At 67.6% G+C, this 24,212-nt stretch carries 27 protein-coding genes; 9 read left to right on the plus strand and 18 right to left on the minus strand.

What is annotated here, in order from left to right:
* Nucleotides 1–312: 312 nt before the first annotated feature.
* Nucleotides 313–1,212 carry a cutinase family protein gene (locus AB0M45_RS04745; RefSeq protein WP_364322862.1) on the plus strand — a complete coding sequence of 300 codons (900 nt, stop codon included), beginning with the start codon at nucleotides 313–315 and terminating at the stop codon, nucleotides 1,210–1,212.
* Between the two features lie 74 nt (nucleotides 1,213–1,286).
* Here the strand turns inward: AB0M45_RS04745 and AB0M45_RS04750 are convergent, their stop codons facing one another.
* On the minus strand, nucleotides 1,287–1,604 hold the full coding sequence (locus tag AB0M45_RS04750) for a hypothetical protein (RefSeq protein WP_364322865.1): 318 nt from the start codon (nucleotides 1,602–1,604) through the stop codon (nucleotides 1,287–1,289).
* Between the two features lie 112 nt (nucleotides 1,605–1,716).
* Nucleotides 1,717–2,334 (minus strand): histidine phosphatase family protein, encoded by a 618-nt coding sequence (locus tag AB0M45_RS04755; RefSeq protein ID WP_364322867.1) that lies wholly within the window; start codon nucleotides 2,332–2,334, stop codon nucleotides 1,717–1,719.
* 87 nt (nucleotides 2,335–2,421) lie between these two features.
* Here AB0M45_RS04755 and AB0M45_RS04760 point away from each other — a divergent pair, with 87 nt between their 5' ends.
* Nucleotides 2,422–3,000 (plus strand): Uma2 family endonuclease, encoded by a 579-nt coding sequence (locus AB0M45_RS04760; protein ID WP_364322869.1) that lies wholly within the window; start codon nucleotides 2,422–2,424, stop codon nucleotides 2,998–3,000.
* A 5-nt stretch (nucleotides 3,001–3,005) separates the two neighbouring features.
* Here the strand turns inward: AB0M45_RS04760 and AB0M45_RS04765 are convergent, their stop codons facing one another.
* On the minus strand, nucleotides 3,006–3,710 hold the full coding sequence (locus AB0M45_RS04765; RefSeq protein ID WP_364322871.1) for a helix-turn-helix domain-containing protein: 705 nt from the start codon (nucleotides 3,708–3,710) through the stop codon (nucleotides 3,006–3,008).
* A gap of 145 nt (nucleotides 3,711–3,855) precedes the next feature.
* Between AB0M45_RS04765 and AB0M45_RS04770 the strand changes: the two genes are divergently transcribed.
* A complete protein-coding gene (locus tag AB0M45_RS04770) occupies nucleotides 3,856–5,325 on the plus strand; it encodes an MFS transporter (RefSeq protein WP_364322873.1) in 1,470 nt (489 codons plus the stop codon).
* Nucleotides 5,326–5,381: 56 nt separating this feature from the next.
* On the opposite strand, the gene AB0M45_RS04775 is transcribed toward AB0M45_RS04770, so the two are convergent.
* Both AB0M45_RS04775 and lysX read right to left on the minus strand, forming a co-directional pair.
* Complete coding sequence (locus AB0M45_RS04775; protein ID WP_364322875.1) at nucleotides 5,382–5,594, minus strand: hypothetical protein; 213 nt, start codon at nucleotides 5,592–5,594, stop codon at nucleotides 5,382–5,384.
* 99 nt (nucleotides 5,595–5,693) lie between these two features.
* Entirely contained in the window at nucleotides 5,694–8,990 is a 3,297-nt protein-coding gene (gene lysX / locus AB0M45_RS04780) for a bifunctional lysylphosphatidylglycerol synthetase/lysine--tRNA ligase LysX (protein ID WP_364323087.1), read from the minus strand.
* A gap of 173 nt (nucleotides 8,991–9,163) precedes the next feature.
* Here lysX and AB0M45_RS04785 point away from each other — a divergent pair, with 173 nt between their 5' ends.
* On the plus strand, nucleotides 9,164–9,382 hold the full coding sequence (locus AB0M45_RS04785) for an RNA-binding S4 domain-containing protein (protein ID WP_040772585.1): 219 nt from the start codon (nucleotides 9,164–9,166) through the stop codon (nucleotides 9,380–9,382).
* Nucleotides 9,383–9,417: 35 nt separating this feature from the next.
* Here AB0M45_RS04785 and rraA read toward each other — a convergent pair whose 3' ends face one another.
* The 9 genes from rraA to AB0M45_RS04830 all read right to left on the minus strand — a co-directional run bounded on the left by rraA (nucleotide 9,418) and on the right by AB0M45_RS04830 (nucleotide 14,865).
* Complete coding sequence (gene rraA / locus AB0M45_RS04790; protein WP_364322877.1) at nucleotides 9,418–9,894, minus strand: ribonuclease E activity regulator RraA; 477 nt, start codon at nucleotides 9,892–9,894, stop codon at nucleotides 9,418–9,420.
* Between the two features lie 123 nt (nucleotides 9,895–10,017).
* Nucleotides 10,018–10,383, minus strand: coding sequence for a DUF5313 family protein (locus tag AB0M45_RS04795; protein ID WP_364322879.1), 366 nt, complete (start codon nucleotides 10,381–10,383; stop codon nucleotides 10,018–10,020).
* 78 nt (nucleotides 10,384–10,461) lie between these two features.
* Entirely contained in the window at nucleotides 10,462–10,839 is a 378-nt protein-coding gene (locus AB0M45_RS04800) for a DUF5313 family protein (RefSeq protein ID WP_364322881.1), read from the minus strand.
* A 141-nt stretch (nucleotides 10,840–10,980) separates the two neighbouring features.
* Complete coding sequence (locus tag AB0M45_RS04805; protein ID WP_364322883.1) at nucleotides 10,981–11,439, minus strand: SRPBCC family protein; 459 nt, start codon at nucleotides 11,437–11,439, stop codon at nucleotides 10,981–10,983.
* 34 nt (nucleotides 11,440–11,473) lie between these two features.
* Nucleotides 11,474–12,418, minus strand: a complete 945-nt coding sequence (locus AB0M45_RS04810) for a CopD family protein (protein ID WP_364323090.1) — start codon at nucleotides 12,416–12,418, stop codon at nucleotides 11,474–11,476.
* A gap of 11 nt (nucleotides 12,419–12,429) precedes the next feature.
* Nucleotides 12,430–12,969, minus strand: coding sequence for a copper resistance CopC family protein (locus AB0M45_RS04815; RefSeq protein WP_364322885.1), 540 nt, complete (start codon nucleotides 12,967–12,969; stop codon nucleotides 12,430–12,432).
* Nucleotides 12,966–13,625 carry a YcnI family protein gene (locus AB0M45_RS04820; protein WP_364322887.1) on the minus strand — a complete coding sequence of 220 codons (660 nt, stop codon included), beginning with the start codon at nucleotides 13,623–13,625 and terminating at the stop codon, nucleotides 12,966–12,968. Before AB0M45_RS04820 ends, AB0M45_RS04815 begins: the two co-directional genes overlap by 4 nt.
* Before the next feature lie 42 nt (nucleotides 13,626–13,667).
* Complete coding sequence (locus AB0M45_RS04825) at nucleotides 13,668–14,207, minus strand: hypothetical protein (protein ID WP_364322889.1); 540 nt, start codon at nucleotides 14,205–14,207, stop codon at nucleotides 13,668–13,670.
* Nucleotides 14,208–14,220: 13 nt separating this feature from the next.
* Complete coding sequence (locus AB0M45_RS04830) at nucleotides 14,221–14,865, minus strand: DUF6474 family protein (RefSeq protein ID WP_364322891.1); 645 nt, start codon at nucleotides 14,863–14,865, stop codon at nucleotides 14,221–14,223.
* Nucleotides 14,866–15,146: 281 nt separating this feature from the next.
* Here AB0M45_RS04830 and AB0M45_RS04835 point away from each other — a divergent pair, with 281 nt between their 5' ends.
* The 3 genes from AB0M45_RS04835 to AB0M45_RS04845 all read left to right on the plus strand — a co-directional run bounded on the left by AB0M45_RS04835 (nucleotide 15,147) and on the right by AB0M45_RS04845 (nucleotide 19,764).
* Entirely contained in the window at nucleotides 15,147–16,820 is a 1,674-nt protein-coding gene (locus AB0M45_RS04835; RefSeq protein WP_364323092.1) for a TM0106 family RecB-like putative nuclease, read from the plus strand.
* Nucleotides 16,817–18,775 carry a molecular chaperone HtpG gene (gene htpG / locus AB0M45_RS04840; RefSeq protein ID WP_364322893.1) on the plus strand — a complete coding sequence of 653 codons (1,959 nt, stop codon included), beginning with the start codon at nucleotides 16,817–16,819 and terminating at the stop codon, nucleotides 18,773–18,775. Before AB0M45_RS04835 ends, htpG begins: the two co-directional genes overlap by 4 nt.
* A 170-nt stretch (nucleotides 18,776–18,945) precedes the next feature.
* Nucleotides 18,946–19,764: a class I SAM-dependent methyltransferase gene (locus AB0M45_RS04845; protein ID WP_364322895.1), complete on the plus strand. Its 819-nt coding sequence runs from the start codon at nucleotides 18,946–18,948 to the stop codon at nucleotides 19,762–19,764.
* A gap of 58 nt (nucleotides 19,765–19,822) precedes the next feature.
* Here the strand turns inward: AB0M45_RS04845 and AB0M45_RS04850 are convergent, their stop codons facing one another.
* Nucleotides 19,823–20,590 (minus strand): SDR family NAD(P)-dependent oxidoreductase, encoded by a 768-nt coding sequence (locus tag AB0M45_RS04850; RefSeq protein WP_364322897.1) that lies wholly within the window; start codon nucleotides 20,588–20,590, stop codon nucleotides 19,823–19,825.
* Between the two features lie 258 nt (nucleotides 20,591–20,848).
* On the opposite strand from AB0M45_RS04850, the gene AB0M45_RS04855 reads away from it, so the two are divergent.
* Nucleotides 20,849–21,517, plus strand: a complete 669-nt coding sequence (locus tag AB0M45_RS04855; RefSeq protein ID WP_364322899.1) for a TetR/AcrR family transcriptional regulator — start codon at nucleotides 20,849–20,851, stop codon at nucleotides 21,515–21,517.
* 33 nt (nucleotides 21,518–21,550) lie between these two features.
* Here the strand turns inward: AB0M45_RS04855 and AB0M45_RS04860 are convergent, their stop codons facing one another.
* Nucleotides 21,551–22,066 (minus strand): DUF1772 domain-containing protein, encoded by a 516-nt coding sequence (locus AB0M45_RS04860; protein WP_364322901.1) that lies wholly within the window; start codon nucleotides 22,064–22,066, stop codon nucleotides 21,551–21,553.
* Nucleotides 22,067–22,146: 80 nt separating this feature from the next.
* Between AB0M45_RS04860 and AB0M45_RS04865 the strand changes: the two genes are divergently transcribed.
* The gene (locus AB0M45_RS04865) at nucleotides 22,147–22,623 is read left to right on the plus strand and encodes a MarR family transcriptional regulator (RefSeq protein WP_364322904.1); all 477 of its coding nucleotides are present in this window, start codon (nucleotides 22,147–22,149) and stop codon (nucleotides 22,621–22,623) included.
* Here AB0M45_RS04865 and AB0M45_RS04870 read toward each other — a convergent pair.
* The gene (locus AB0M45_RS04870; protein ID WP_364322906.1) at nucleotides 22,568–23,320 is read right to left on the minus strand and encodes a TMEM165/GDT1 family protein; all 753 of its coding nucleotides are present in this window, start codon (nucleotides 23,318–23,320) and stop codon (nucleotides 22,568–22,570) included. The genes AB0M45_RS04865 and AB0M45_RS04870 overlap by 56 nt on opposite strands.
* Nucleotides 23,321–23,615: 295 nt before the next feature.
* Nucleotides 23,616–24,143 (minus strand): peptidase, encoded by a 528-nt coding sequence (locus AB0M45_RS04875; protein ID WP_364322909.1) that lies wholly within the window; start codon nucleotides 24,141–24,143, stop codon nucleotides 23,616–23,618.
* Between the last annotated feature and the right edge of the window lie 69 nt (nucleotides 24,144–24,212).

Below are 24,212 nucleotides of genomic sequence, written 5' to 3' on the forward strand. Positions count from 1 at the left end.
TTCCCGCTCGATAGGCCTTCGGCCCCCATACCTTTCGGCGCATCCGTCCGTCAGTGTCGATGCGCGACCGCTCGCTCCATCGCTGAGTGTCGGAAATCCGACACACTATGGGTTTCGAATGGCATTGCGGCGGTTGTGGCCTTATTGTGATCTTCGGCGTGTCGCTGATCTTGAGGTGTCGTTGGAACGTGCAGGTCGAACCGGTTGGGTGGCGTGTGTTCACCTAGCGTGCACCGAAACGACATCCGATGAGTACAGCATTGACGCGGCAACTCGGCGGGAAGTTCGACGAGGGCAAGGGTTTGGAGCGGTATGCAGTGGAAGAAGGTCGTCGCGGCTCTGGGCGCGTCCGCGACAGTGATGTCCGGCTTGGTTTTCGGCGGGGGGTCGGCGAGCGCGGCCCCTGGCTGCCCGAGCCTGTACGTGGTGGCGATTCCGGGTACCTGGGAGACCGGACGCGATAAGACGCCGCAGCCCGGCATGCTGTCCGGCGTCACCCGAGGTCTGCCGTCCTCTGCGGAGGTCGACTACGTGACCTATGCGGCCACCGCCTTCCCTTGGGAGGGTGAAGTTTACGGCAACTCGAAGAAAGAGGCGGTCGACAACGCGCGGGGCCTGATCGCGGGCATGGCGCAGCGTTGCGGAGCGACCAAGATCGCGCTCGTCGGCTATAGCCAGGGTGCGGACGCCGCCGGTGACCTCGCCGCCGAGATCGGCACCGGGCTCGGTGCCGTGTCGCCCGATCGCATCGCCGCTGTCGGCCTGATCTCCGACCCGCGCCGTTCGCCCACCGACGTCCAGATCGGCCCGATCGCTCCTGGCGCGGGCGCGGGTGGTCCCCGGGTCGGCGGCTTCGGCTGGGTCAGCGACCGTACGCGCACCATCTGTGCCGTCGACGACCTCTACTGCGCGACCGCGACCGACGACTTCGTCACGCGGTTCGCCGGATTCCTCGCCCAGGCGTCGGACGCCAACCCCGCCAACATGTGGCGCTACCAGATCGAAGCGGGCAACATCCTCGGTGACCTGATGGCGTTCGGCGGTGTCCCGACGCTGCAGGCGCAGCTGACCGACTCGGCCAACCAGCAGCGAGCCAAGGATCTCGAGCGCTTCTACAAGTCGCAGGCGCACACGGTGTACGGCAGCTATCAGGTGGGTGGCGGCCAGACCGCCATCTCCTGGATGCGCAACTGGATCGCGGGCATGGCCTGAGCCATCGCCGAAACCACAAGGCCCACCTCCGGACTCGGAGGTGGGCCTTTCGGTATTTCTGGGCGGCAGCGGGGCTAGCTCGAACCGGTGGGCGGCAAGGGCTGCTGGAAGTGGAACTGCCGCGGCGGCGGGCCATCGCGCCACGGGTGGTCACCCGGCCCGGGGCACGGGCCGTCGTGCCTTTCGTACCTTTCGAAGTGACGGGGCCGATTGATATCGGCACCCTGCTCTGGTCCGTCCACAACTCGGACGTGGACACCTTCGGGCGGCGCGGCCGGTATTTCGGCGGATGCGGTCGCGGCCAGAGTGGCGAGCGGGACGGCGATCAGCGCGCCTGCCACGGTCACCCGGGCGAGACGCCGTAGCGGTGTAGCGGTTTTGGAGAGCGACACGGAATTCCTTTCTCTCGAACCGTGAGCCACTGTGCGAGTGGCTCACCGGTCCCATCGAAGATTCCGTCGCTGGGACACCGGTGCGATGGTCCTGACAATCGGCTGTGAATGCTCAGCTTCGCGCAGTGATGTTGCGCGGCAAGAGATCCCACACGTGCCCGTTCTCGTTGACCGTCGCCGCTGTGCGGCGCCCACTGCGTGAGAACAGGATCCGGGTGATGGAGCAGTAATCGATGGGGAACGTCAGCGGGCGTTCCAGTCCGAGTATCTCTTGCAGCGTCACATTGATCACCCCGCCGTGCGCGAACACGATGACGGTGTCCGCTGGTTCGGCGGCGGCGGCGATGTCAGCGACGGCGGCGCGCACTCTGGCCTTGAAGGCATCGCCATCGACCTGCAACGGGAAATCCCCGGCCTTGATCCGCTCGTACGCGTCCCGGAATTCGACCTTGGCGTCTTCGATCGGAATATAGGCGGGCAGATCGCGATCGTATTCGGCGAGGTCGTCGACGATCTCCACGTCGAGACCGAGTTTCGCTGCGGTCGGCGCCGCCGTTTCCCGCGCCCTGCGCTGCGGACTGCTGACCACCCGCGAGATCCGATGATGCCCGAGTGCTCCGGGCACCCGCTCGGCCTGCTCCAGCCCCACCGGGGCCAACTCCGGATCCGCTGGACCAGCGGAATTCGATATCCGGACCGGTTGAGCATGGCGAACAAGGATCAACTGCACATGCCCACTCTGCACCATCCACCTAACCGGTTTCATCCGGACCCGTGGCCCCTGCGGTAGGCCCCATGTGGGTGACATACTCGGAGCATGACCGTCGAGCCGTTTCCGCAGTGGCTGCGTCCGCCGCCGGGCGGGTTCGTCGCCGAGGATCTTGATCGCCTGCCCGACCTTCCCCCGCATACCGAGTTGATCGACGGGAGTCTTGTCTTCGTGAGCCCGCAGGCCAAGTTCCACATGCTGGTCATCGATCTGCTCGGCTCGATGCTTCGTCGGCTCGTTCCAGCGCATCTGCGGGTGCGGCGGGAAATGACCGTGACGCTCGGACGGGACCAGCGTCCGGAGCCGGACCTCGTCGTGATCCACGCCGAACGGGACGGCGGCCCTGAGCTGACTACGTACCAGGCCGATGACGTCATATTGGCGGTTGAGGTGGTGTCCGCCGAGTCACGTACCCGTGATCGAGAGCGCAAACCGCAACTGTATGCCCGCGCAGGAATCGCTCACTTCTGGCGGGTCGAGAACGTGGACGGCCGCCCGGTGGTCTACGTCTACGAACTGGACCCGGCGACGAAGGCATACGCGCTCACCGGAATTCACCACGATTGTCTCCGGCTGACCGTGCCCTTCGATATCGACATCGACCTCACCGAGATCGACCGGCTCTGAGGCGGCTAGTCGGCTCGGTTCGCCGAGCACTCCGGTGGGATCCGGAAGAACTCGGTGAATTGTTCGGCGGCGGTGAGGTCGCCGTTGATCTCCATGGTTCCCGTGGTGACTGCTTCGCGTAGGGAGTGTTTGTCGAAGACGACCGCGACGAACGCGGGGACGCTCGCGTGGATGGCGGTAGGGGCGCTGCCCGCGCCGCGGGTCACCGTGAGGGTACCGTCGGCGACCACGGCGTGGAATTCATCCGTTCCGGCATCGGATCCGGTCAGGTACAGGTCGTATTCGGCGCTTACGCTCTCGGCCGCTTCCGCGTCGAAGAACGTGCGTAGCGAGACGACCAGCGCGTCGGTGCTCATGTCCGAGCAGCGGTAGGCGTTGCGGGCGCGGGCGCCCCAGCGGCTCAGCGCCAGCACCACCGTGTCGAGTTCCCTGCCCCACTCGGTGAGGTCGTAGACCGCCGTGCTCACCGGCGGCGGCAGCTTGCGCTTGCGCACCACCCCGGCCTGCGCGAGTTCGTCGAGGCGCTGGGACAGCACGTTGGGGCTGATCGCGGGCAACCCGGCGCGCAGATCGGTGAAGCGCTTCGGCCCGAGCAGCAGTTCGCGTACCACGAGCAGCGTCCAGCGCTCGCCCACCAGGTCCAGGGCACGGGCAGTGCCGCAGGCGTCGTGATAGCTGCGTTTGGTGCGATGCTCAGGGGCGGCCTTCATGGAATACATCATATCAGTCGATTCTTCAACTGAATTAATTAGTTGTCTTTTAGGACTAACTGTTGATAGCGTGCCACGGTAACGATCGTTTGGGTGGAAGGCGCAGACAGTGGCGGAAGCAAGAGAACGACCAAGGGAGGCCGGAGTGCCGGATCGCCGGGCCTGGCTCGCGCTGTACGTCCTGTGCGGCGGAATGCTGATGATCGTGCTCGACGCCACGATCGTGAACGTCGCCCTGGCGGACATCCAGACGGACCTCGGGTTCACCGCGGCCGGTCTGGCCTGGGTGGTGAACGGGTACCTGATCTCCTTCGGTGGCCTGCTGATGCTGGCAGGCCGGCTCGGTGACCTGATCGGCCGCCGCACCATGTTCCTGTCCGGGCTGGTGGTGTTCACGCTCGCCTCGGCGCTGTGCGGCCTGGCGGTCAACGAGGTGACCCTGATCGCGGCCCGCTTCCTGCAGGGCATCGGCGGCGCGATGACCTCGGCGGTCATCCTGGGCATGATCTTCGCGATGTTCCCGGATCCGCGGGATCAGGCGAAGGCGATCGGTCGCTACGCCTTCGTCGCGTCGGCGGGCGGCGCCATCGGCCTGCTGCTCGGCGGTGTGCTCACCGCCCTGGACTGGCGGCTGATCTTCCTGGTCAACCTGCCGATCGGCATCGCTGTCGGCGTGGGCGCGGTGAAGATCCTGGACAAGGACCAAGGCGCGGGTCTGAAGGACGGCGCGGACATTCCGGGTGCGGTGCTGATCACCGCGGCGCTGATGCTCGGCGTGTACACCATCGTCAAACCTGCCGCGGAGTACGGCTGGACCGACCCGGTCACGCTGGGCCTCGGCACCGTATCCTTGCTGCTGCTCGCCGGATTCGTGCTCCGGGAGGCGACGGCGCGGACCCCGTTGATGCCGCTGCGGATCTTCCGTTCACGAAACCTCTCCGGCGCCAACGTGATCCAGGTGCTCACCGTGGCGGGCATGTTCGGCATGTTCTTCATGGGCTCGCTGTACCTGAAGCAGGTGCTCGGCTACGAGCCGATGCAACTGGGTCTGGCGTTCTTCCCGGTGGCGGCGATCATGGGTGTGCTGTCGGTGCGGTACTCCGAGCATCTGGTGATGCGGTTCGGCGCGCGCAAGGTGCTGATCCCCGGCCTGCTCCTGATCCTGGCCGCACTGCTGTGGCTGACCCAGGCACCGGTGGACGGCAACTACTGGCTGCACATCTTCGGCCCCATGGTGCTGTTCGGCACGGGCGCCGGCCTGGCGTTCCCCGCGCTGATGAACCTGGCGATGTCGGGGGTCGAGCCGCAGGAGGCCGGCTTGGCCTCGGGCCTGGCCAACACCACCATGCAGGTCGGCGGCGCGCTGGGTCTCGCGGTGCTGGCCACCTTGTCGGCGAGCCGGTCCGAACATCGCCTGGCACAGGGCATCTCGGCTCCCGAGGCGCTGACCAGCGGGTTCCAGCTCGCGTTCTGGATCGGCGCCGCACTGGTGGTCGCCGCGCTGGTGGCCGCGGTGGTCGTGTTGAAGTCGGTTCCGCCGAGCGCGCACGGCGCCGACCTCGACGACGAAATGCTGTTGGAAGCGGAGATGGCCGCCGAGCGTACGGCGCTGTAGCGCCACGGCCGGCGAAGGATGCCCGGTTCGCCGCGCGCGAGCCGGGCCGTCCGCCGCTAGGTGTTCTTCTTCCGCTTGGTCAACAGGTAGATACCGCCGATGATCAGCGCGACGACCAACAGGCAGCAGATCGCGCCGATGATCAACCCGCCTTTGCTGCTCTTCTTCTTTTTGGCGGCGAGCTCGGTCGCCGAACTCATCCACACGTCCGGGCTCGCCCACACGGAGTGGTCCAGCAGACTCGCGTTGGCCAGCAGATCAAGGTACATATCAAACCCCTTAAGGTATATCGGCTTCCTCCCGGAGCCGAATGTCCAAGCCTAGCCGTCCGATTCGCCGGATGAGCACCGATCACCCGGAAGACCTGGTCAGCGTGGCTTCACCAGCGGGAACGCCAGCGTCTCGCGAATGCTCCGTCCGGTGATCAGCATGACGATCCGGTCCACGCCCATCCCGAGCCCGCCGGTGGGCGGCATCGCGTGCTCGAGCGCCTGCAAGAAGTCCTCGTCGAGTTCCATCGCTTCCGGGTCGCCGCCCGCCGCGAGCAGCGACTGCTCGGTGAGCCTGCGGCGCTGCTCCACCGGGTCGGTGAGTTCGCTGTAGGCGGTGCCGAGCTCGACCCCCCACGCGACCAGGTCCCAGCGCTCGGTGACGCCGGGGATGCTGCGATGCTGCCTGGTCAGCGGGGACACCGAGGTCGGGAAGTCGATGTAGAACGTCGGTTCCTCGGTGCGGGACTCGACCAGGTGCTCATACATCTCCAGCACCACCTGGCCCGCGTCCCAGCCGTGCTGATAGGGCACGTCGGCCTTGTCGCACAGCTCGCGTAGTTCCTCGACCCCGGTCTCCGGCGTGATCACGGCGCCGATCGCGTCGGACACCGCGCCGTGCACCGTCATCACGCGCCACTCGCCGGAGATGTCCACCTCCTCGAACGCGCCGTTCCCAGTGGGCCGCAACGCCACCATCGCACCGTTGGCCGCGATCGCGGCGTTCTGGATCAGCTGACGGCACAGGTGCATCATGCGCTCGTAATCGCTGTGCGCCTCGTACGCCTCCAGGATGGTGAACTCGGGGTTGTGGCTGAAGTCGACGCCCTCGTTGCGGAAGGTCCGCCCGATCTCGAATACCTTCTCCATACCGCCGACGCACAAACGCTTCAGGTAGAGCTCAGGCGCGATACGCAGGTAGAGATCGAGGTCGTAGGCGTTGATGTGGGTGACGAACGGCGTCGCGTTGGCGCCGCCGTGCACTCGTTGCAGGATCGGTGTCTCTATCTCCAGATATCCCCAGGAGTTCAACGAATCCCGCAGCGAGCGCACTACCGCGCTGCGCTTGGCCAGCACCTCGCGTATCTCGGTGTTGATCGCCATGTCGACGTAGCGCTGCCGCACCCTGGCTTCGGGATCGGACAGGCCTTTCCACTTGTCCGGCAACGGGTGCAGGCACTTGCCCAGCATCCGCCAGTCCGCCGCGAGCAGCGACAGCTCACCGCGCCTGCTCTGCCCGATCTGGCCGCTCACCTCGATCAGGTCGCCGAGATCGAAGAACTCGCCGAACTCGACGCTGCGTTCGGCGCCGACCCGGTCGCGATCGATCATCAGTTGGATGTCGTCGGTCCAGTCGCGCACCACCGCGAAAATCACGCCGCCGTAGTCGCGAATGCGCAGCAGCCTGCCGCAGACCCGGACGGTGGTGCCGCGCGGCGAACGCCGTGCCTCGGCAACGGTGTGCGTCGGCGGGTAGGCGATCGGGTAGGGGTCGATACCGGAATCGGCAAGGCGCGCAAGCTTGTCCATGCGCACGCGAACCTGCTCGGGCCTGCGCGGAAGCTCCTCCTCGCCCGGAATCTCCGAGATCTCCGGGGGGCTGCCGTCGGCGTGCAGGCCCGTCATCGTCGTGGGTACCGCGGTGTGCACGCCGGTGTGCGTCGCAGCGCCGGTCTCCTTGCCGAGTCGTGGGAGGAAACCCTCGGCCAGTGCGCTGGCCACCGCGACCCGCGGCAGCTGCCTGCGTTCTTCGAACAGGAAGAACCGGGGAGCCCAGTGTGGCTGGTATTTGACGTTCGAGCGATACAGCGCCTCCAGCTGCCACCAGCGCGAGAAGAACAACAGCACGCCGCGCCACAAGCGCAGCACGGGACCGGCGCCGATCCGGCCGCCCTCCTCGAACACCGAGCGGAACACCGCGAAGTTCAGCGACACCTTGGTGATGGCGTACTGGTCGGAGTTCAGCCCGAGCTGCGAGATCATCAGCTCCATCACGCCATTGGGGCCATGGGGATCGCGGCGCATCAACTCCAGGGAGACGCCGGTGCGGCCCCAAGGGACCAGCGACAGCATGCCGAGTACCCGACCCTGCGGATCGACCGCCTCGACCAGCAGGCAATCGCCGTCCAACGGATCGCCCAATCGCCCGAGGGCCATGGAGAACCCGCGCTCGGTCGCGGTGTCGCGCCAGCTGTCCGCCCGGGCGATGATCTGGGGGAACTCCTCCGCGGGGATATCGCGGTGTCGGCGAATGCGCACCCCGACGCCGTGCTTGCGCAGCCGGTTCGCGGCCTGGCGCACCGGTTTCATCTCCGGCCCGGCCAGCGAGAAGTTCCTGGTGTCCAGAATGGCCTCGTCGCCGAGGCGCAGCACGGAAAGGCCCGCGCGCCGATACGCCGTCGCGCCGAGTTCACTCGCGCCCATCACCGCGGGGGCCCATCCGAATCGGTCGGCCAAGCGCAGCCATGCATCGATCGCCTGCGGCCAGGCCTCGCGGATGCCGATCGGGTCGCCGCTGGCCAGGCAGACACCCAGCTCCACCCGGTAGGTCACGGCCGCCTTGCCGCTCGGTGCGAACACCACCGCCTTGTCCCGGCGGGTGGCGAAGTAACCGAGCGAATCCTCCACGTCCGAGCGTTCCAGCAGCCCGCGGATCGCCGACTCGTCGGTCCCGGTCATGGCGTTGGCCGCGCGCTGTGAACGCAGCAGGATCAGCACGGCGGCCAGCAGCGCGACGGCGCCGAACAGGCCGAGCAGGAAGTTGACGAACGGCCGCGGATGACCGTCGAAGTGTTCGTTGTCCGCCAGCACCGCTGCGGTCACCCGGTACAGAGCCCAGGCGGGTCGCTGCACGCCCGGCGGAAGGGTGCCGGGGAACAACTCCACCAGGCCCCAGCCGAGCAGGGCGCCGACGGCCAAGCCGCCGACCAGCACACCGAGCGCTTTCCAACCCGCGCCCCGGCGCACCTTGGTGTAGAACTCCGGCCACGCCGCGATGAGTACGCCGATCACCGTGAGGTGCAGCACCATGGCGACCAGCGCGTTGATATTGCCCTGCTCGGTGAAGGTGACGATGTTTCCGACCGTGTAGCTCGCGAGATAAGTGACCAGCAACCACCAGGCGATTCGTTTCCGGCTGGTGATCGCGCCCGCCAGCAATCCGACGAGCAGCGCCCACATCAAATTGGTGTCCGGCGCGTCGAAGTAATAGTCGTCGATATAGCGGCGCGGCACCTGAGTCAGGAAACGAAGTCCGGGCGAAAGGCTCCAGAGGAAGCACAGCACCGCGAACACACCGAGTGTCAATCCCGCGATATGCGGCACTTCCGAAAGTCGTCCGTGCCCACGGTGCGGGACCGGTGGGGTCGGTCTGTCCGGAGGCGGCTCGGTATCGATGTGTTGCTGGGCTTGCGTGGACGTCACGGAACCAGTGTGTACGCAGGTGTGTCAGATTTGCCACGCCTGTGGGGCGGCGTGTCAGTGCTCGCCGAGTCGGTGGTTGCTGATGGATCGCTGGGGGCGTAGGGCGGTGTCTGGTGAGCGCGGGTGGGGGAGTAAGTATTTACCCCATGTCAGAACCAGTCGATGTGCCGATCGATGACGACGTCATTCGGCTCGGTCAGTTTCTGAAACTGGCCAACCTGATCGAATCCGGTTCGGAGGCAAAAACCGTGATCGCCGCCGGATTGGTGCGAGTGAACGACGAGGTCGAACTGCGTCGCGGACGGCAGTTGCACGTCGGTGACGTGGTCGCCCTGGCCGGTCACAAGGCCAGGGTGTCCGGCTGACCGCGGCCCCAGTGGCGGCGGATGGGACCGCCGCGTCAGTCCTCGGCGCGCACGACGATGCCGTCGTGATCGCTGTAGAGCATCTCGCCGGGGCCGAAGGCGACCCCGCCGAATTCGACCGGCGCATCGCGCTCGCCGCTGCCGGTCTGGGTGCTCTTGCGCGGGTTGGTGCCCAGCGCCTTGATGCCGATGTCGAGGGTGCGCAGGATGGCGGAGTCGCGGACCGCGCCGTTGACGATCACGCCTGCCCAGCCGTTGTCGACACCGCGCCCGGCGATGATGTCGCCGACCAGCGCGGTGTGCACGCTCGCGCCGCCGTCGACCACCAGCACCTTGCCTTCGCCCGGTTCGCCGAGCGTCTGCTTCACCAGCAGATTGTCCTGGAAGCAGCGGATGGTGGTGATGCGTCCGGAGAACGCCGCGCGCCCGCCGAACTGAATGAACTGCGTGTCGCAGCTGCGGATCTCGGGGCCGATCTCATCGGCTAGGTCGGCGGTGGCGATTACATTCACGGTGCCTATTGTGCAGCGCCCGCGACGCTGTGTACTCGCGGCCCCCTAATGGCTCGCGCACGGCCGCGCGGCATCTCGGCGCGTGGTGACTTACCGCGCGTAGTGCGTTGGGCAATCTGCGGGCTATCGGTGGCCGTAGCGCAGTTCGTATAGCTCCCGCTCGTGTTCGGAGATCTTGCCGTGATCGACCAGTTCCGGATTCAAGCCGTGCTGGACCAGGCGGAATCGGCGCCAGACGTAGCTGAGCGCGACGGTGAAGACGACCAGGGGAACGATCATCATCACGATCAAGCCGATCTTGAGAGGTAGCGGCCCGGGGAACAGCAGCACCAAGGCGAAGAACGGGATGATCGGCCCCAGAAACCGGACGAGATATCGCTCCATGGCCCCGTGTCCGACGAGGTCGTGAATGACCCACTCGTGCAGCTCCTCGGGGAGTTCGCGGCCGAGATCATAGGCGATCCGCTGCCTTACCGTGGGGGTTTTCATGCATACAGGCTATGCCTGTGATATAAGCCACCGCTAGTTCACGCGTGCGGTTGCCACCCACCGAAAACCGTCACCCGACTAGGTGGAGCGGCCGTGCCTGCGCTCGTAGTCGAGGCGTTCGCGTTCGGTCCGGCGGCGGGCGCCGGCGTCCGCGAGCGCGGGGTCGAGACCGTGTTTGATCAGCCGGTGCCGCCGGTAGACGTACAGCAGCGCCACCGTGAAGTAGATCAGCGGCAGATACAGCAGCGCCATCATCGCCAGGCCCATCCACAGCGGCCCCGGCAGCAGCAGGAACAGCATGAGCACCGGAAGCACCGGCACCAGGAACCGCACCAGATAACGTCGCGTCGCACCGGGACCGACCAGGTCCGCACGCACCCAATCGGACATCGAGTCCGGCAGCGTGCGGCCGCAGATATAGCCGAGCCGCTGAGTCAAGGAGGGTGTCGCGCTCACGGTTCCAGCATCCCGACCTCGATATCGCTCGCGCAAGCGCGCTCACTCCAGCCGGAATGTCCGAGACGCAGTCGACAGCGGCGCGTGCTCGGAGCGAGCCATAAGTCGGTCGCGAACACTCAGAGCCGCTGGAGCCGCGGATCAAACAGAGCGCGCGGCGTGGAACGCGGCGATCTGCGTCACCAGGTTCTGTGTGGTGTGCTGCACGGCGATCTTCACGAATGGCTCGATGGTCTTGCCGAGCGCGCGCCCGGCCAGGCCGCCCGGTACCCGGTAGTCCACGATCGCGTCGACGGTGCACTGAGCGTCACCCTTGGCGTGGAACAGGAAGGTCGACTCGATCTCGAAACCCTTGATGGACTTCACCCCGATGGCGTAGTCCTTCTCCCACCGGATCACTTCGATCCGCGACTTCAGCGAGGCGGGTCCCAGCTTCATGTGCCCGTCGAAGGTGGCTCCGAGTCCTTCCGTCTGCTCGCCGACCGGTGTGAAGGATTCGACGCCGTGCAGGAAGCGCGGCAGATTTTGGTAGTCGTTCACATACGCGAACGCGGACTCCGCCGAGGCAACGCAATCCTCGACGATCTTCACTTCGGTCATACGGAAACCCTAACCGGGGCAGGACGACACCGATTCATGCGGTGACCGCCAGCGTCGCGGCCAGCCCGAATGCCAGCGCCATCACGACGACCTCGGCGACCGCCCGGCGCAGCGAAGCCTCCGCGCCCATCCGGTGGTCGGCCGCCCGCGGCACCCAGCTGCGCCGCCACCACCAGCCGAGCGCGAGCAGTCCGAGCAGCACCACGGTCTTGGCGAGCAAGATCCTGCCGTAACCGGTCGTGACGAACGGAACGATCCCGCCGACCCGGATCAGCCCGTTCAGCAATCCCGTCACCGCCACCGTCGCCACCAAGGGCAGCGCCACCGCCGAATATCTGGGCAGCACGACCGCCCACTCACCGCGGGTCCGGACCACCAGTGCGAGCGCGATCAGCAAACCGAACCAGGCGGCCGCCGCCAACGCGTGCACCGCCGCGAGCACCGAGCCGAACAGCTGCTGCGACATGTGCCCGGTGATCGGGCGCAAGGCCAACACGACCGCCGCGAACACCAGCACCAGGTCACCCGAGGCGGACTCGGGCCGCCGGAAAGCGAGCGCGGATCCGCCCGCCACGGCCCCGACGCCGATCAGGATCGCTATCCCGACCTGCCCGCCGCTCACATCGACCAGATAGGTGCCGAACTCCTCGGCGCCGAGGTCGGCGACCGGAACACCGACCACGTCCGCCGCCTCGAAGACGAGCACGGCGAACTCCGCGATCGCCCAAACCCCGGCGAGGACCGCCAGCAATCGCCACGGTGTCCGCAGCCGCGGCGCCACTCTTGGCAGCGCGGCCAACCCGAGCGCGGTCGCCCCGACGCCGTCGGCTGCCACCCGGACCACCGCCTCGGCGGGCAGCGGGCCCGGTAGGACCAAGATCCAGGCGAGCGCTACGCCGAGCAGCCCGGACGGGACGGTGAGCAGCAGCGCGGGCCAGGGTGGCCGGCCGGCGGCCCTTCGTGCGCCCCGGCCGCCGATCTTCGCCTCGTTCACCGCTTCGGGCTGCGGCTCCTGCCGCCGAACAACGCGAATGCGAGCCCGCCACCGAAGAGCACGATCGCGCCGGCGACGAACACCCACAGCGGAACCCCGCCCGAGTCCTCCGCGCTCTCGCCTGCTTTGGCGTTCGGCTTGGGACCTGGCGTGCCGCTGCCGGGCTTACTGAGCGTGAAGTGCCGTTTGCCGCTGACCGGGTGGCCGTCGGCCGAGGTCACCCGGTAGGCGATGGTGTACTCGCCGACCGGGCCCAGCTCGCCGACGGCCACGCTGACCGTCTTGCCCTCGACCACCGGGTCGCCCTTGGACCAGAGGTTGCCGTCCGGGCCGACGACGGTGAGCGACGGGAAGCTGGGTTGCAGCTCTTCGTTGAAGGTGACGCTGGCCCGGGCCGGTCCGGTGTCGATCGTGGCGTTGTCCTCCGGAACGCTGCCGGTGGCCGCGGAATGCGCGGCGGCGACTCCCGTCGCGGCGATACCGAATCCGAGTAGGAACAGGGCCGCGACCACGGCGGTGAGCACGCGGCGGATCATGAGCGCCGCCCTCGGATCACGTTGCCGACACCGAGCGCGACGGCGAGCACGCCGAGCGCGAGGCCGATACCGCCGAGCCAGCGGGCGGTGTCGTCGGCATGGCCGGCCTCGTCGTCGGCGGCCTCGCTGTCCACCCTGTGCCCATCTGCCTCATGGTCGTCGCGCGCGCTGAGAGTCACCGACGGCGCCGGGTGCTCGGGCTCGTCGCGGTCGTTGTCAACGGGCTGGTCCCAGCTGACCACCTTGCCGTCGGAGTAGGTCTGCGCGGCGGGAAAGCTGACCGAATCCTGCTTGGGCAGCGGGCCGACCGACACCGCGAAACGCTGGAATTGACCAGGTGGAATGCCGGGCGCGCCGGGGTCGGCGGTCCAGGTGACGGCGGTGACCTCGGACTTGTCGTTGCGTTCGACCCTAGCCGACCACCCTGGAATGGGCTCGGTCCGAGCGGATTTCAGATTGGGCAGAGTGACGGTGAGCGCCGTGGTGCTCGCCGTGTCGGACTCGGTGGGCACCCGGAAGGTGGCGACGGTGTATCCGCCCTGTGTCGCGCCGGGCGCGTCCACCGTGACATGTGCCGCGGCGGTGCCGCAGGCGAGCAGGACGAGTCCCGCCGCGGCGGCCGTCGTGCCGACGGCGCGCGAAATCGAGCTGAGCATGCTGAAAAAGCCTTCTGTGCGAAAGGAAGTGGTGTCGGGTAATCAGGCCGACACCGGTGGCGCGCGAGGACCGATCGCGCCGCTCGGAGCACAGCGATAGGGCGGAACCCCGGGATCCGGCCAGTGCGGCGCGCCGCCGATCCGCGCTGCCCGCGGAGGGGCGAATAGCGCGCGCAGCGCGCCGGAGGCCACGGTGTAGAGCCGCCCAGCGAGCACGATCAGAATCGCGCAGCCGAGCGTCGCGAGGGCATGCGCGAACAGCATCCACCCGGTCGGCAGTGTGAGAACCGTTGTGGCGCCGCTGGTTCCGTGCCCGGCGTGGTGGTGCCCGAGCAGACCCGACAGCGCGGCATGGCTTGCCAGTTGACCCAGCCCGAGCAATCCGACCAGCACAGGATCGGGACGTGCCGACGCCGTGCCCGCGGCCGACCCCACCGCGACGGCGATCAGCAACAGCAGCGTCAGCTCGGTCGAGTCGGGAACACCCCCGCCCGCGGCGCCGTGCGCCGCGACGGCGAGCGTCGCGACGAGCGCACCGACCAGCCCACCGCGCAGGCGGCCGGCGATCAGGTGCGGGGACATCGGATGGTTCGGCTCAGCGCACGCCGAGCCGGGCCAGGATGTCGGCCTCGATTCCGGACAGCTCGTGGGCGATCGACGCGTGCACCGCGCGGCGTCGATGGGCCGGCATCTGGTCGGAGGTGCGCACGGCGGCGGTGAGGCTGCCGAGACGGTCCTTGGTGGCGGCGGTGAACTTCTGCGTCTCGCCCTTGTCCTTGCCGTCCTGCGTGCCGACCTTCTCCAGCGCCGCTTCCGCGTTCGCGATCCTGGCCTGGAGCTTCCCGCCGTGCCCGGTGAAGTCGCCGAGCTGGTCGATACCGATGCCGAGCTGCTGGGCGCGGCGGGTGTCGAGCCGACCGCGCAGGAACGTCGCACCGCGGTAGGCGAGCGGGGCGAGGACCGGGATGAGCACGCGCGCCACGCCCAGGTACTTCTTCACCTGACTCGCGCTGAACGGATCACGCTCGGCCTTGGCCGCCACCTTCAGCGCGGCCTTCTCCTCCGCCTGGAGCGCGGCGATCTGGGCCTTGGCGACCTTGCGCTGGGTGCGCGCCTCGGCGCGGCGGGCTTTGCGGTCGTTCTTGGCGGCGAGCTTGGCCTCGATCACGGCCCTGTGCTTGAGGGCTTTCGCCTCGGCCCTGCGGCTCGGCCGCCGTTTGCGCTTCGTGAACAACCCCATCGAAGGCCCTCCGTCATGCTGGTTCGCCATGGCAGTACGACGCCGGGGAAGCCCGTCCGCCCATGTCACACAGTTCGCCGCTACCCTATCGGGTCGATGCTCACGGCTGCGAGGGTAGTGCGTTCCCACGCGTCGTGATGCTGTGCCGTAGGCGGTGCAAAACCAGACGGCCCGCGCTGTCCGCATAGTTGCCAGCGGAGTTGTCGGGGGGAGGGACCATACTGCATAGCGTGGATTCGGACATCGGTGACCAGGATGGTCGCAAGCGCAACGGCTCGGCTGTGGATCGGCCCGCCGACGTGCCGCCCGCCTTCATCGATGCCAGGGCGCTGATCGGATGCCGCCACCGCCTGCGTCTGGACTCGGCGCATCCCGAGGCGTTGACGGGAATCGTCGAGGACGCGGGCGTGCGCCAGCGCAGAGATGCCGCCGCCTCGCACCGCAGCCGGGTACGCGACGCACTGATCTCGGCGGCACCTGACGCCTGGGTGGTGATCGATCCGGAACTGCGCGCCGCCGAGCGGGCCGAAGCGACGATGCGCGCCTGTGCCGCTGGCGCACTACGCATCTGGGGCGGGCTGCTGCCGCAGGAGCCGGAGACGGGTCGGCGCGGCGGGTCGGAGATCCTGCTGCGTGACCAGGAGCGCGGCGGATACATCCCGATCATCGTGGTGAACCACAAGGTGACCGACCCGCGCCAACCGGAACCGGCGGACTTCCACCCGACCACCACGGATCCGTATCACTGGAATCCACAACCGGATCCGTACCGGAAACTGCGCCAGCAGCCCCGCGACCAGCAGCGGCTCGCCCACCTGCACCGAATGCTGCAGCGCCACGGATTGGCCAGTCCGGCGGTGGTCGGCGGCGTGATCGGCTTCGACTTCGACCGCATCCTGGTGCACGACCTCGCGCCGCTGCTGGCCGACTACGACCGCCGCTACGCCGACCGGATCGCGGTGGTGCGCGGCGAGCTGCCGACCGTTCCGTCCAAGGTGCCCGAGTGCAGGCAGTGCCCATGGTGGACCAGGGGCATCGAGGGGCCGAGCTGCGAGGGCTGGCTGATCGAGCGCCGCGACGTCAGCTTGGTGGCGCCCGGTTCGCGCGCCGAGGTGCTGCGCAGGCACGGCGTGGAGACGATCGACGAACTGGCCGCCTGGGTCGGCGCCGATCCCGAGGACTGGCAGCACGGTCCGTTCGACGAGGCGGTGGTGACCGCCCGGGCCTGGATCGCGGGTGCGGCGCTGGTCCGCCGAGTCGAGCCGGTGCGGGTCCGGCGGGCCGACGTGGAGGTCGACGTCGACCTGGAAAGCTTCCAGGAGCACGGCGCCTACCTGTGGGGCACGCTGCTGGACGGCGTGTACCGCCCGTTCGTGACCTGGGACCCGCTGCCCACCGAGGACGAGGGCCGCTCGTTCGGCGAGTTCTGGACCTGGCTGATGACAGTGCGCGCCGCGGCGGCCGCGGCCGGGAAAACGTTCGCCGCCTATTGCTATTCGCGCACCGCCGAGGACAAATGGCTGTACGAGTCGGCGCGGCGGTTCGCGGGGCGACCGGGCGTGCCGACCGTGGAGCAGGTGCGCGCGTTCGTGGACGGACCGCAGTGGGTGGACATGTTCCAGGCCGTCTCCGACCAATTCATCTGCCCGAATGGCAAGGGACTGAAGAAGATCGCTCCGGTCGCCGGATTCGCCTGGCGCGATCCGGAGGCGAGCGGCGAGGCGTCGATGAGCTGGTATCGACTCGCGGTCGGCTACGACGGCGCGCCCGATCCGGCCCAGCGCACCCGGCTGCTGGAGTACAACGAGGACGATGTCCGCGCCACCCAGGTGTTGCGTGAGTGGATGACGACCCGCGCCGATCTGGAGGTTCCTGGTCTGGCCGATTTCCGGCACGTGTCCGCACTACCTCCTTCGGTCCCGTCGCTCGGCCGCGGCGGTACCATCGCGACGTGACAGAGCACGTCGAAAAACTCGAGTTCCAGGCAGAGACGCATCAGCTGCTCGAGCTGATGATCCATTCGGTCTACTCCAACAAGGACACCTTCCTGCGGGAGCTGATCTCGAACTCCTCCGACGCGCTGGACAAGCTGCGGCTGGAGTCCTTCCGGGACAAGGATCTGCACGTCGACACCTCCGATCTGCACATCGATCTGGAGGTCGACAAGGACAACCGGATCCTGACCGTTCGGGACAACGGCATCGGTATGTCGCGCGCCGAGGTGGTAGATCTGATCGGCACCCTCGCCAAGTCCGGTACCGCCGAGCTGCGCAAGAAGCTGAAGGAGGCCAAATCCGAGGCCGCCGCCGAGGAGCTGATCGGCCAGTTCGGCATCGGCTTCTACTCCACCTTCATGGTCGCCGACAAGGTCACGCTCACCACCCGCCGCGCGGGCGAGACCACCGGCACCCGGTGGGAAGCGAACGCGGGCAGCTCCACGTACACGATCGAAGAGCTGGCCGAGCCACCGCAGGGCACGTCCGTCGCACTCCACCTGAAGCCGGTCGACGAGGAGGACCACCTCTTCGACTACACCCTGGAGTGGAAGCTGCGGGAGATCGTCAAGAAGTACTCCGACTTCATCGCCTGGCCGATTCGCATGCAGGTCGAGCGGACGATCACCGAAGGCGAGGGCGAGGACGCCGAGGAGAAGACGGTCCTCGAAGACCAGACGTTCAACTCCATGAAGGCGCTGTGGACCCGCCCCAAGAGCGAGGTCAGCGACGAGGAGTACAAGGAGTTCTACAAGCACGTCAGCCATGGGTGGGACGATCCGCTGGAGATCATCCCGCTGAAGGCCGAGGGCACCTTCGAGTACCAGGCGCTGCTGTTCATTCCGTCGCACGCGCCGTTCGACCTGTTCACCCGCGAGCACAAACGCGGTGTGCAGCTCTACGTCAAGCGGGTGTTCATCATGGACAACTGCGAAGAGCTGATGCCGGAGTACCTGCGCTTCGTCAAGGGTGTGGTGGACGCGCAGGACCTGTCGCTCAACGTCTCCCGCGAGATCCTGCAGCAGGACCGGCAGATCCAGATGATCCGCAAGCGCCTGGTGAAGAAGGTGCTCTCCACGGTGAAGGATCTGCAGGGCGCCGAGGACCAGGCCAAGTACCAGACGTTCTGGAAGGAGTTCGGCCGCGTTCTCAAGGAGGGCCTGCTCGCGGACTTCGACAATCGCGAGACGATTCTGCAGGTCTCGTCGTTCGCGTCGACGAACTCGGAGACCGAGCTGACCACGCTCGCCGAGTATGTGCAGCGGATGCCCGAAGGCCAGGACAAGATCTACTACATGACCGGCGAGACCCGCCAGCAGGTCGAGAGCTCCCCGCACCTGGAGGCGTTCCTGGCCAAGGGCCGCGAGGTACTGATTCTGACCGACCCGGTCGACGAGATGTGGGTCGGCTCGGTGCCGGAATTCGACGGCAAGGCGTTCCAGTCCATCGCCAAGGGTGAGGTCGACCTGGAGACCGAAGAGGAGAAGAAGGCCTCCGAGGCGCTGCGCGAGCAGCAGGACAAGGACTTCGCCGACGTGCTGGCCTGGCTGGGCAAGACGCTGGAGGAGACCGTCAAGGAGGTCCGCCTGACCAACCGGCTCACCACCTCGCCTGCGTGCCTGGTCGGTGACGTCTTCGACTTCACGCCGATGCTGGAGCGGATGTATCGCGCGTCGGGGCAGGTGTTGCCGGAGACCAAGCGGATTCTGGAGCTCAACCCGACCCACCCGCTGGTCACCGGCCTGCGCGACGCGTACGCGGCGAAGAAGGAGGAGGCCGACGCGGGCACCGCGACCGAGCTGTCCGAAACCGCCGAACTGCTCTTCGGCACGGCGGTGCTGGCCGAGGGCGGCGAGCTGAAGGATCCGGCGCACTTCGCGCACATCCTCACCGACCGGCTCACCCGCACACTGTGAACCATCCGCGACCGGAGGACCGTGCTGTCCTCCGGTCGCGGCAGGTCCGCCGGATGATGTTGCGGCCGTTTCGCGGTCGCCCGGCCTGTCGAGATGGCATATTCGCAGAACTGGGGAGTTCGTCCCGGTGTGGCGCGGTTAGATGGGACGACTGAAAGGATCATCGGAACATGTCCGGAAACCCGCTTGCCGTCGCCGAGCCGTGGGACCTCGTCGCCGACGGATACGCCGAGTTCGCGCCCGCGATCATGCGGCCGTTCTCGGCCCGTGCGCTCGAGTTCGCCTCGTTGTCGCCCGAGTCGCAGGTGGTGGACGTGGCAGCGGGTCCGGGCACGCTCAGCCTGCTGGCCGCCGAGCAGGTGGCGGTGGTCGAGGCGATCGATTTCTCCGAGCCGATGATCGCGCGGCTGGCGCAGGACGCCGCTGCCGCCGGGCTGACCAATATCCGCGCCCAGGTGGGTGACGGGCAGAACCTGCCGTTCGAGTCCGATCGGTTCGACGCCGGGTTCTCGATGTTCGGTCTGATGTTCTTCCCCGAGCGAGCCAGGGGATTCGCCGAGTTGTTCCGGGTGTTGCGGCCGGGCGGCACGGCGGTGGTGTCGAGCTGGGCACCGGTCGCGGACTCGCCGCTGATGCGGATGATGTTCGGCGCCTTGGCCGCGGCCGACCCGGACATCCAGGAGCCGCAGCCGAATTTCCTGAGCCTGGAGAACCCGGAGGTCTTCGAATCGGAGATGCGTGGCGCCGGCTTCGAAGCCGTGTCGATCCAACGGCATTCGATCGCGCTCACCTTCGACAGCCCGGCGCAGATGTGGGAAACCATGGTGCGCAGCAGCGCGCCGCTGGAACTCATGCGCCACAGCGTCAGCGCGGAGGTTTGGGCCGAGCGAGCCGCGGTCATGCAGACATATCTCGCGGAGAAGTACCGGCCGAACTGTCCGCTTTCCACCACCGCGTACCTCGGCATCGGGCACAAGCCGCAGGAGTGAACCCGCGGCTGCGCACGGCCATTGCCGAGCAGACCGCGCGCAGCCGGGTCGAACGGAATTACCGCGGGGCCATGCGCAGCGCGCCGTCCATGCGGATGGTCTCGCCGTTCAGGTAGTCGTGCTCGACGATGTACTGCGACAGCTGCGCGTACTCGTCCGGACGGCCGAGGCGGGACGGGAAGGGCACGCCCGCCTCGAGCCCCTTGCGGTACTCCTCGGTGACGCCGGCCAGCATCGGGGTGTCGATGATGCCGGGGGCGATGGTGTTCACCCGGATGCCGAACTGGGCCAGGTCGCGCGCGGCCGGAACGGTCATACCGTGCACGCCGCCCTTGGACGCCGAGTAGGCGATCTGGCCGATCTGGCCCTCGAACGCGGCGACGGAGGCGGTGTTGATGATGACGCCGCGCTGGCCGTACTCGTCCACGGCCTCGGTCTTCGCGATCGCGTCGGCGGCCAGCCGCATGACGTTGAAGGTGCCGAGCAGGTTCACCGTGATGACCGTGCGGAACAGCTCCAGGTCGTGCGGGCCGTTCTTGGACAGGATGCGTCCCGCCCAGCCGACGCCGGCGCAGTTGACCACGATGCGCAGCGGCGCGCCCGACTCGACGACCTGCTCGACGGCCGCGCTGACGTCGTCGTTGCTGGTGACATCGGCCGCGATGAGGGTGACTCCGGCGGGTACGTTGTCGCCGGCGCGCTCGATCGACTGCGGCACGTCAAGGCCGAAGACGGTGGCGCCGAGGTCGGCGAAACGCTTTGCGGTGGCGGCGCCTAGGCCCGATGCGCCTCCGGTGACAATGGCGGCGGAACCCGAAATCTCCACGATGGTCCTCTCGTTCGTGACAGCCAGTTGGCCCTTCGTCAATTGCACCCTAACCGGTGCTCGGCAAGGGGGACCGCACGGCTCCCTCGGGGTGTTCATCCCCGGCAAACCTCTTTGCGAACGACTGTGTTCTTCGGTGGTAGCGTCACAACCGGCGAGTTCGTCCGGCCAGGTGAACACCCTGTCGGACGATCCACCCGAAACGACCCAGCAGAATGGAGCAGCCAAGTCCGCTCGACCGAATACCGGAGTCACCGCATGACCGAATCGGCCATCAGCGCACGCCTCCCGCGCGGTAGGCACGGCCTGCCGCGAGAGCAGGTGATCGCCGCACAGCGCGAGCGGATCCTGATCGCGACCGCGGAGGCCATGGCCGAAAGCGGTTATATCGGAACGTCGGTGGCGGCGATCCTGAAGCGGGCCGGGGTGTCCCGGGAAACCTTCTACGAGCAGTTCCGTTCCAAAGAGGATTGTTTCGAGGCGGCCTACGAGCGCGCCGTGCGGCTGCTGCTCGATCGGATCGCCGAGGCCACTGGTCCAGAAGAGGATTCGGCCGCGAGCGCGGACGCGGACCCGATGGTGCGGATGGACCGGATCTTGCGCGCCTACCTCCAGCATCTGGTGGACGACCCGGCCAGCGCCCGGCTGTTCCTGGTCGAGGTCTTCGCGGTGGGATCCGCGGCTATCGCTCGCCGTGCCCAGCTGCAGGAGCTGTTCGTCGGTTTGATCGCCGACGTGCTCGACGCGCGTACCGAACACCAGCGCTTCGCCTGCCAGACCATGGCCGCCGCGGTGGGGGCGATGGTCACCGCCCGGATCGCGGCCGGTGACTCGGACGGTCTGCTCGCGCTGCGGGAACCGCTGCTGGATCTGGTGCGTCGAGGTGGCGGCTTGTACGGGTGTGCGGTGGTGGACCACGCGCCCTGACGGGGTCCGCCGGACCCCGCCTGGTCGCAGTGATCAGGCCTGCACTCCGGCGGGGGCCGGATGATCCGCACGGGCGGCCGACAGCGACAGCGCACGCAAGGCGCACAGCCAGCCGATGCCGCCGAGCGCCATGCGCGGGTAGTTCAGCGCAGTCCAGAGCTCCACGAAGGACTCCACGCGATCGGGTGTCCATTCGGCGCCGCCGGACTGGAACAGCAGCATCTGGGTCGCGAAGTAGCCGTATGTTGTCGCGGAGTAGCAGGCCATGATCGCGGCGCTCGCGATCCACCAGCGCTGGAAAGGGCCGGGCGTGCGCCACGCGACGAACAGATTGATCAGCGACAGGAGTGTGACCACAGGTGATACGAACGGCCAGAACGCCCGCCCGGCTCGCTTGAATCCGGATCCCTCCATCGCGGTGAGTACCTGGTCGGGCGGGGCGCTCTCCCACAGCGGGATGATGCCGAGTTTCTCATACCATCCCGCGCCGAACTGGATGCCGACGAAGATCACCAGCAGCCACAGCAGAACCGCGCGCTTCGATGTCATGTCTGAACTCCTATCGTCCTCAATTATTCTCTATTTCAGAGACTCTCTATTTCAGAGATAGTAGAAAGGAGCCCTGTGCGGTGACATCAGGGAAAACCCGGAACGCGGCCCTGACTTCGTTGCAGAACCAGCTTCGGGTGCAGGCAACCCGCACCGTCATGTTCCACTCGGCGGTGGCGGCGCGCCTCGGGATCACGCTGACCGATCTCAGCTGTCTCAATGTCCTCGGCATAGATGGGCCGCAGACCCCCGGCAGCTTGGCTGCTCGGCTCGGGATCACCCGCGGCGGCGCGGTGACCGCGTTGATCGACCGGCTGGAACGCGCGGGCTATGTCCGGCGGGAGCGTGATCCGCATGACCGGCGTCGCGTCCTCGTCGCGCTCGACGAGGCAAGCGCCGCGGCCGCGGCGCTGTTCTCCGGCCTCGGCGCCGCGATCGGGGCACATCTCGACGGATACGACACCGCCGAGATCGAACTGCTGGCGCGCTTCGTCGCCGAGATCAACGCGCGGGTCGACGAGGCGGCCGGCCAGCTGCGATCCGGGCAGACTCCGTGATCGCCGCCGATTGTTCGGAGGCGGACCGCCGGCCTGCGACAGCCCGCCGAGTCAGGAGCACCCCGAAAGCGGCTGCCGGGGCGGCCAGCGCTAGGGCGGCGACGAGCGGTCCTGTCATGGTGGGTACGACGGTGCCGAGCAGCGTCGCCGCACCGAAGTAGAGGAACAGCAAGCCCGAGCCGATGCCGATCGCGTGCTCTGGCAGGTGCTTGCCGACCAGGATGCCGACCGCGATGGCGAGCGCGTCGGCTGCGACCATGCCGACCGTCGAGCCCAGCCAGACGCCTGCCCAGTCGAAATCGGTGGCCAGCGCCGCGGTCGCGAACATGGTCCGGTCGCCCAGCTCGGCCAGCAGGAACGCCGACAGCACCACGAAGTACGGCGCGCTCGCGGTCTTGGGTGTCTTCGGCTCCGGCTCCTCGTCCGCGGGGCCGAAGTGTTCGCGCAGAGTCCACAGGCCGACGGCGAGGAAGGTGATCGCGGCGACGAGTGCGATCGCCCGGGTGGGCAGTGCCGCACCGAGGAAGTGGCCGACGCCGACCGAGATCAGATGCACCGCCGCCGTGGCCGTCGCGATGCCGCCCAGCACGACCCACCAGCGATAGCGCAGCGCGAACGTCAGCGCCATCAGCTGGGACTTGTCGCCCAGCTCGGCGAGAAAGACGATGCCGATGCTCAGCAATACGGTGGCGATCATGTGTGGCTGCTCCAAGGTCTCCGGCCTGCCGGTCGGAGATACGGGTAGCCTCCGGCTGGCAACAGAAATGGTTGTCCAGGCCGAAGGTCTCGCCCACCGGATGGATGCCGGTTCACACAGCCGGACCCGGGCCCACGTGGGGCGGCGGGTCAGTATGTCGACTGTGTAATTGGGGGCTACTCCCCTTCGCTGTTTGCGACTCTACCGCGCCGGATCATCCACGCCAACCCGGTGTAATCGAAATCGCAATGCGCACAATAAGTTTGGCGATCCACGCGAGGAGTTTCGGCTACCCTCACGCAGCCAGCAGCATAGCCAGAACCGCGGTGTCGGGATGGCTGATCGGGTCCAGGCCGACCCGGCTGACCAGCGAGGTGACCGTGCCATCGGACTCGGCCTCGGCCCACGCGGCGCGGTGCTCGAGTCCCAGATGCGGCACGCCGGGCAGCAGTACGCAGCCGGATGCCGCGCCCGTGCATTCCGGCAGCGAAGGCAGGGTTTCGGACGGGGGATGCAGCATCAACAGGGCGGGCGGCACATGCGTGGCAAACCGGCCGGGCTGCACGGCTTCCTCGCCGAGCACGGGGCCTTCGGCCATCACCAGGCCGACCGTGCCGGGGGCAGGGTCGTCGGGTAGCTCCTCGCGCACACCGAACACCGTGGAGGTCGTCAGCAGCCCGGGAAGCGTGGCCACGCGTACCGCGAGTACGAGGACTTGGGCCCATTCCTTGGTGGTGTCCGGCCAGCGGCCGGAGATGACGAAGCCCCGCAGCGACCCGCGCGAGTGGAACGGCGTGATGCCGATGGGTTCGTTCGTGCGCATTTCTGCCTCCCGTCGTAGCACCGGGGGCGGCCTTGCCCGTCCTTTTTCTGTGGATTCCCGAATATGAAC

Origin of the sequence: Nocardia sp. NPDC051787 (genome assembly GCF_040681325.1) — a bacterium.
GTDB lineage: Bacteria > Actinomycetota > Actinomycetes > Mycobacteriales > Mycobacteriaceae > Nocardia.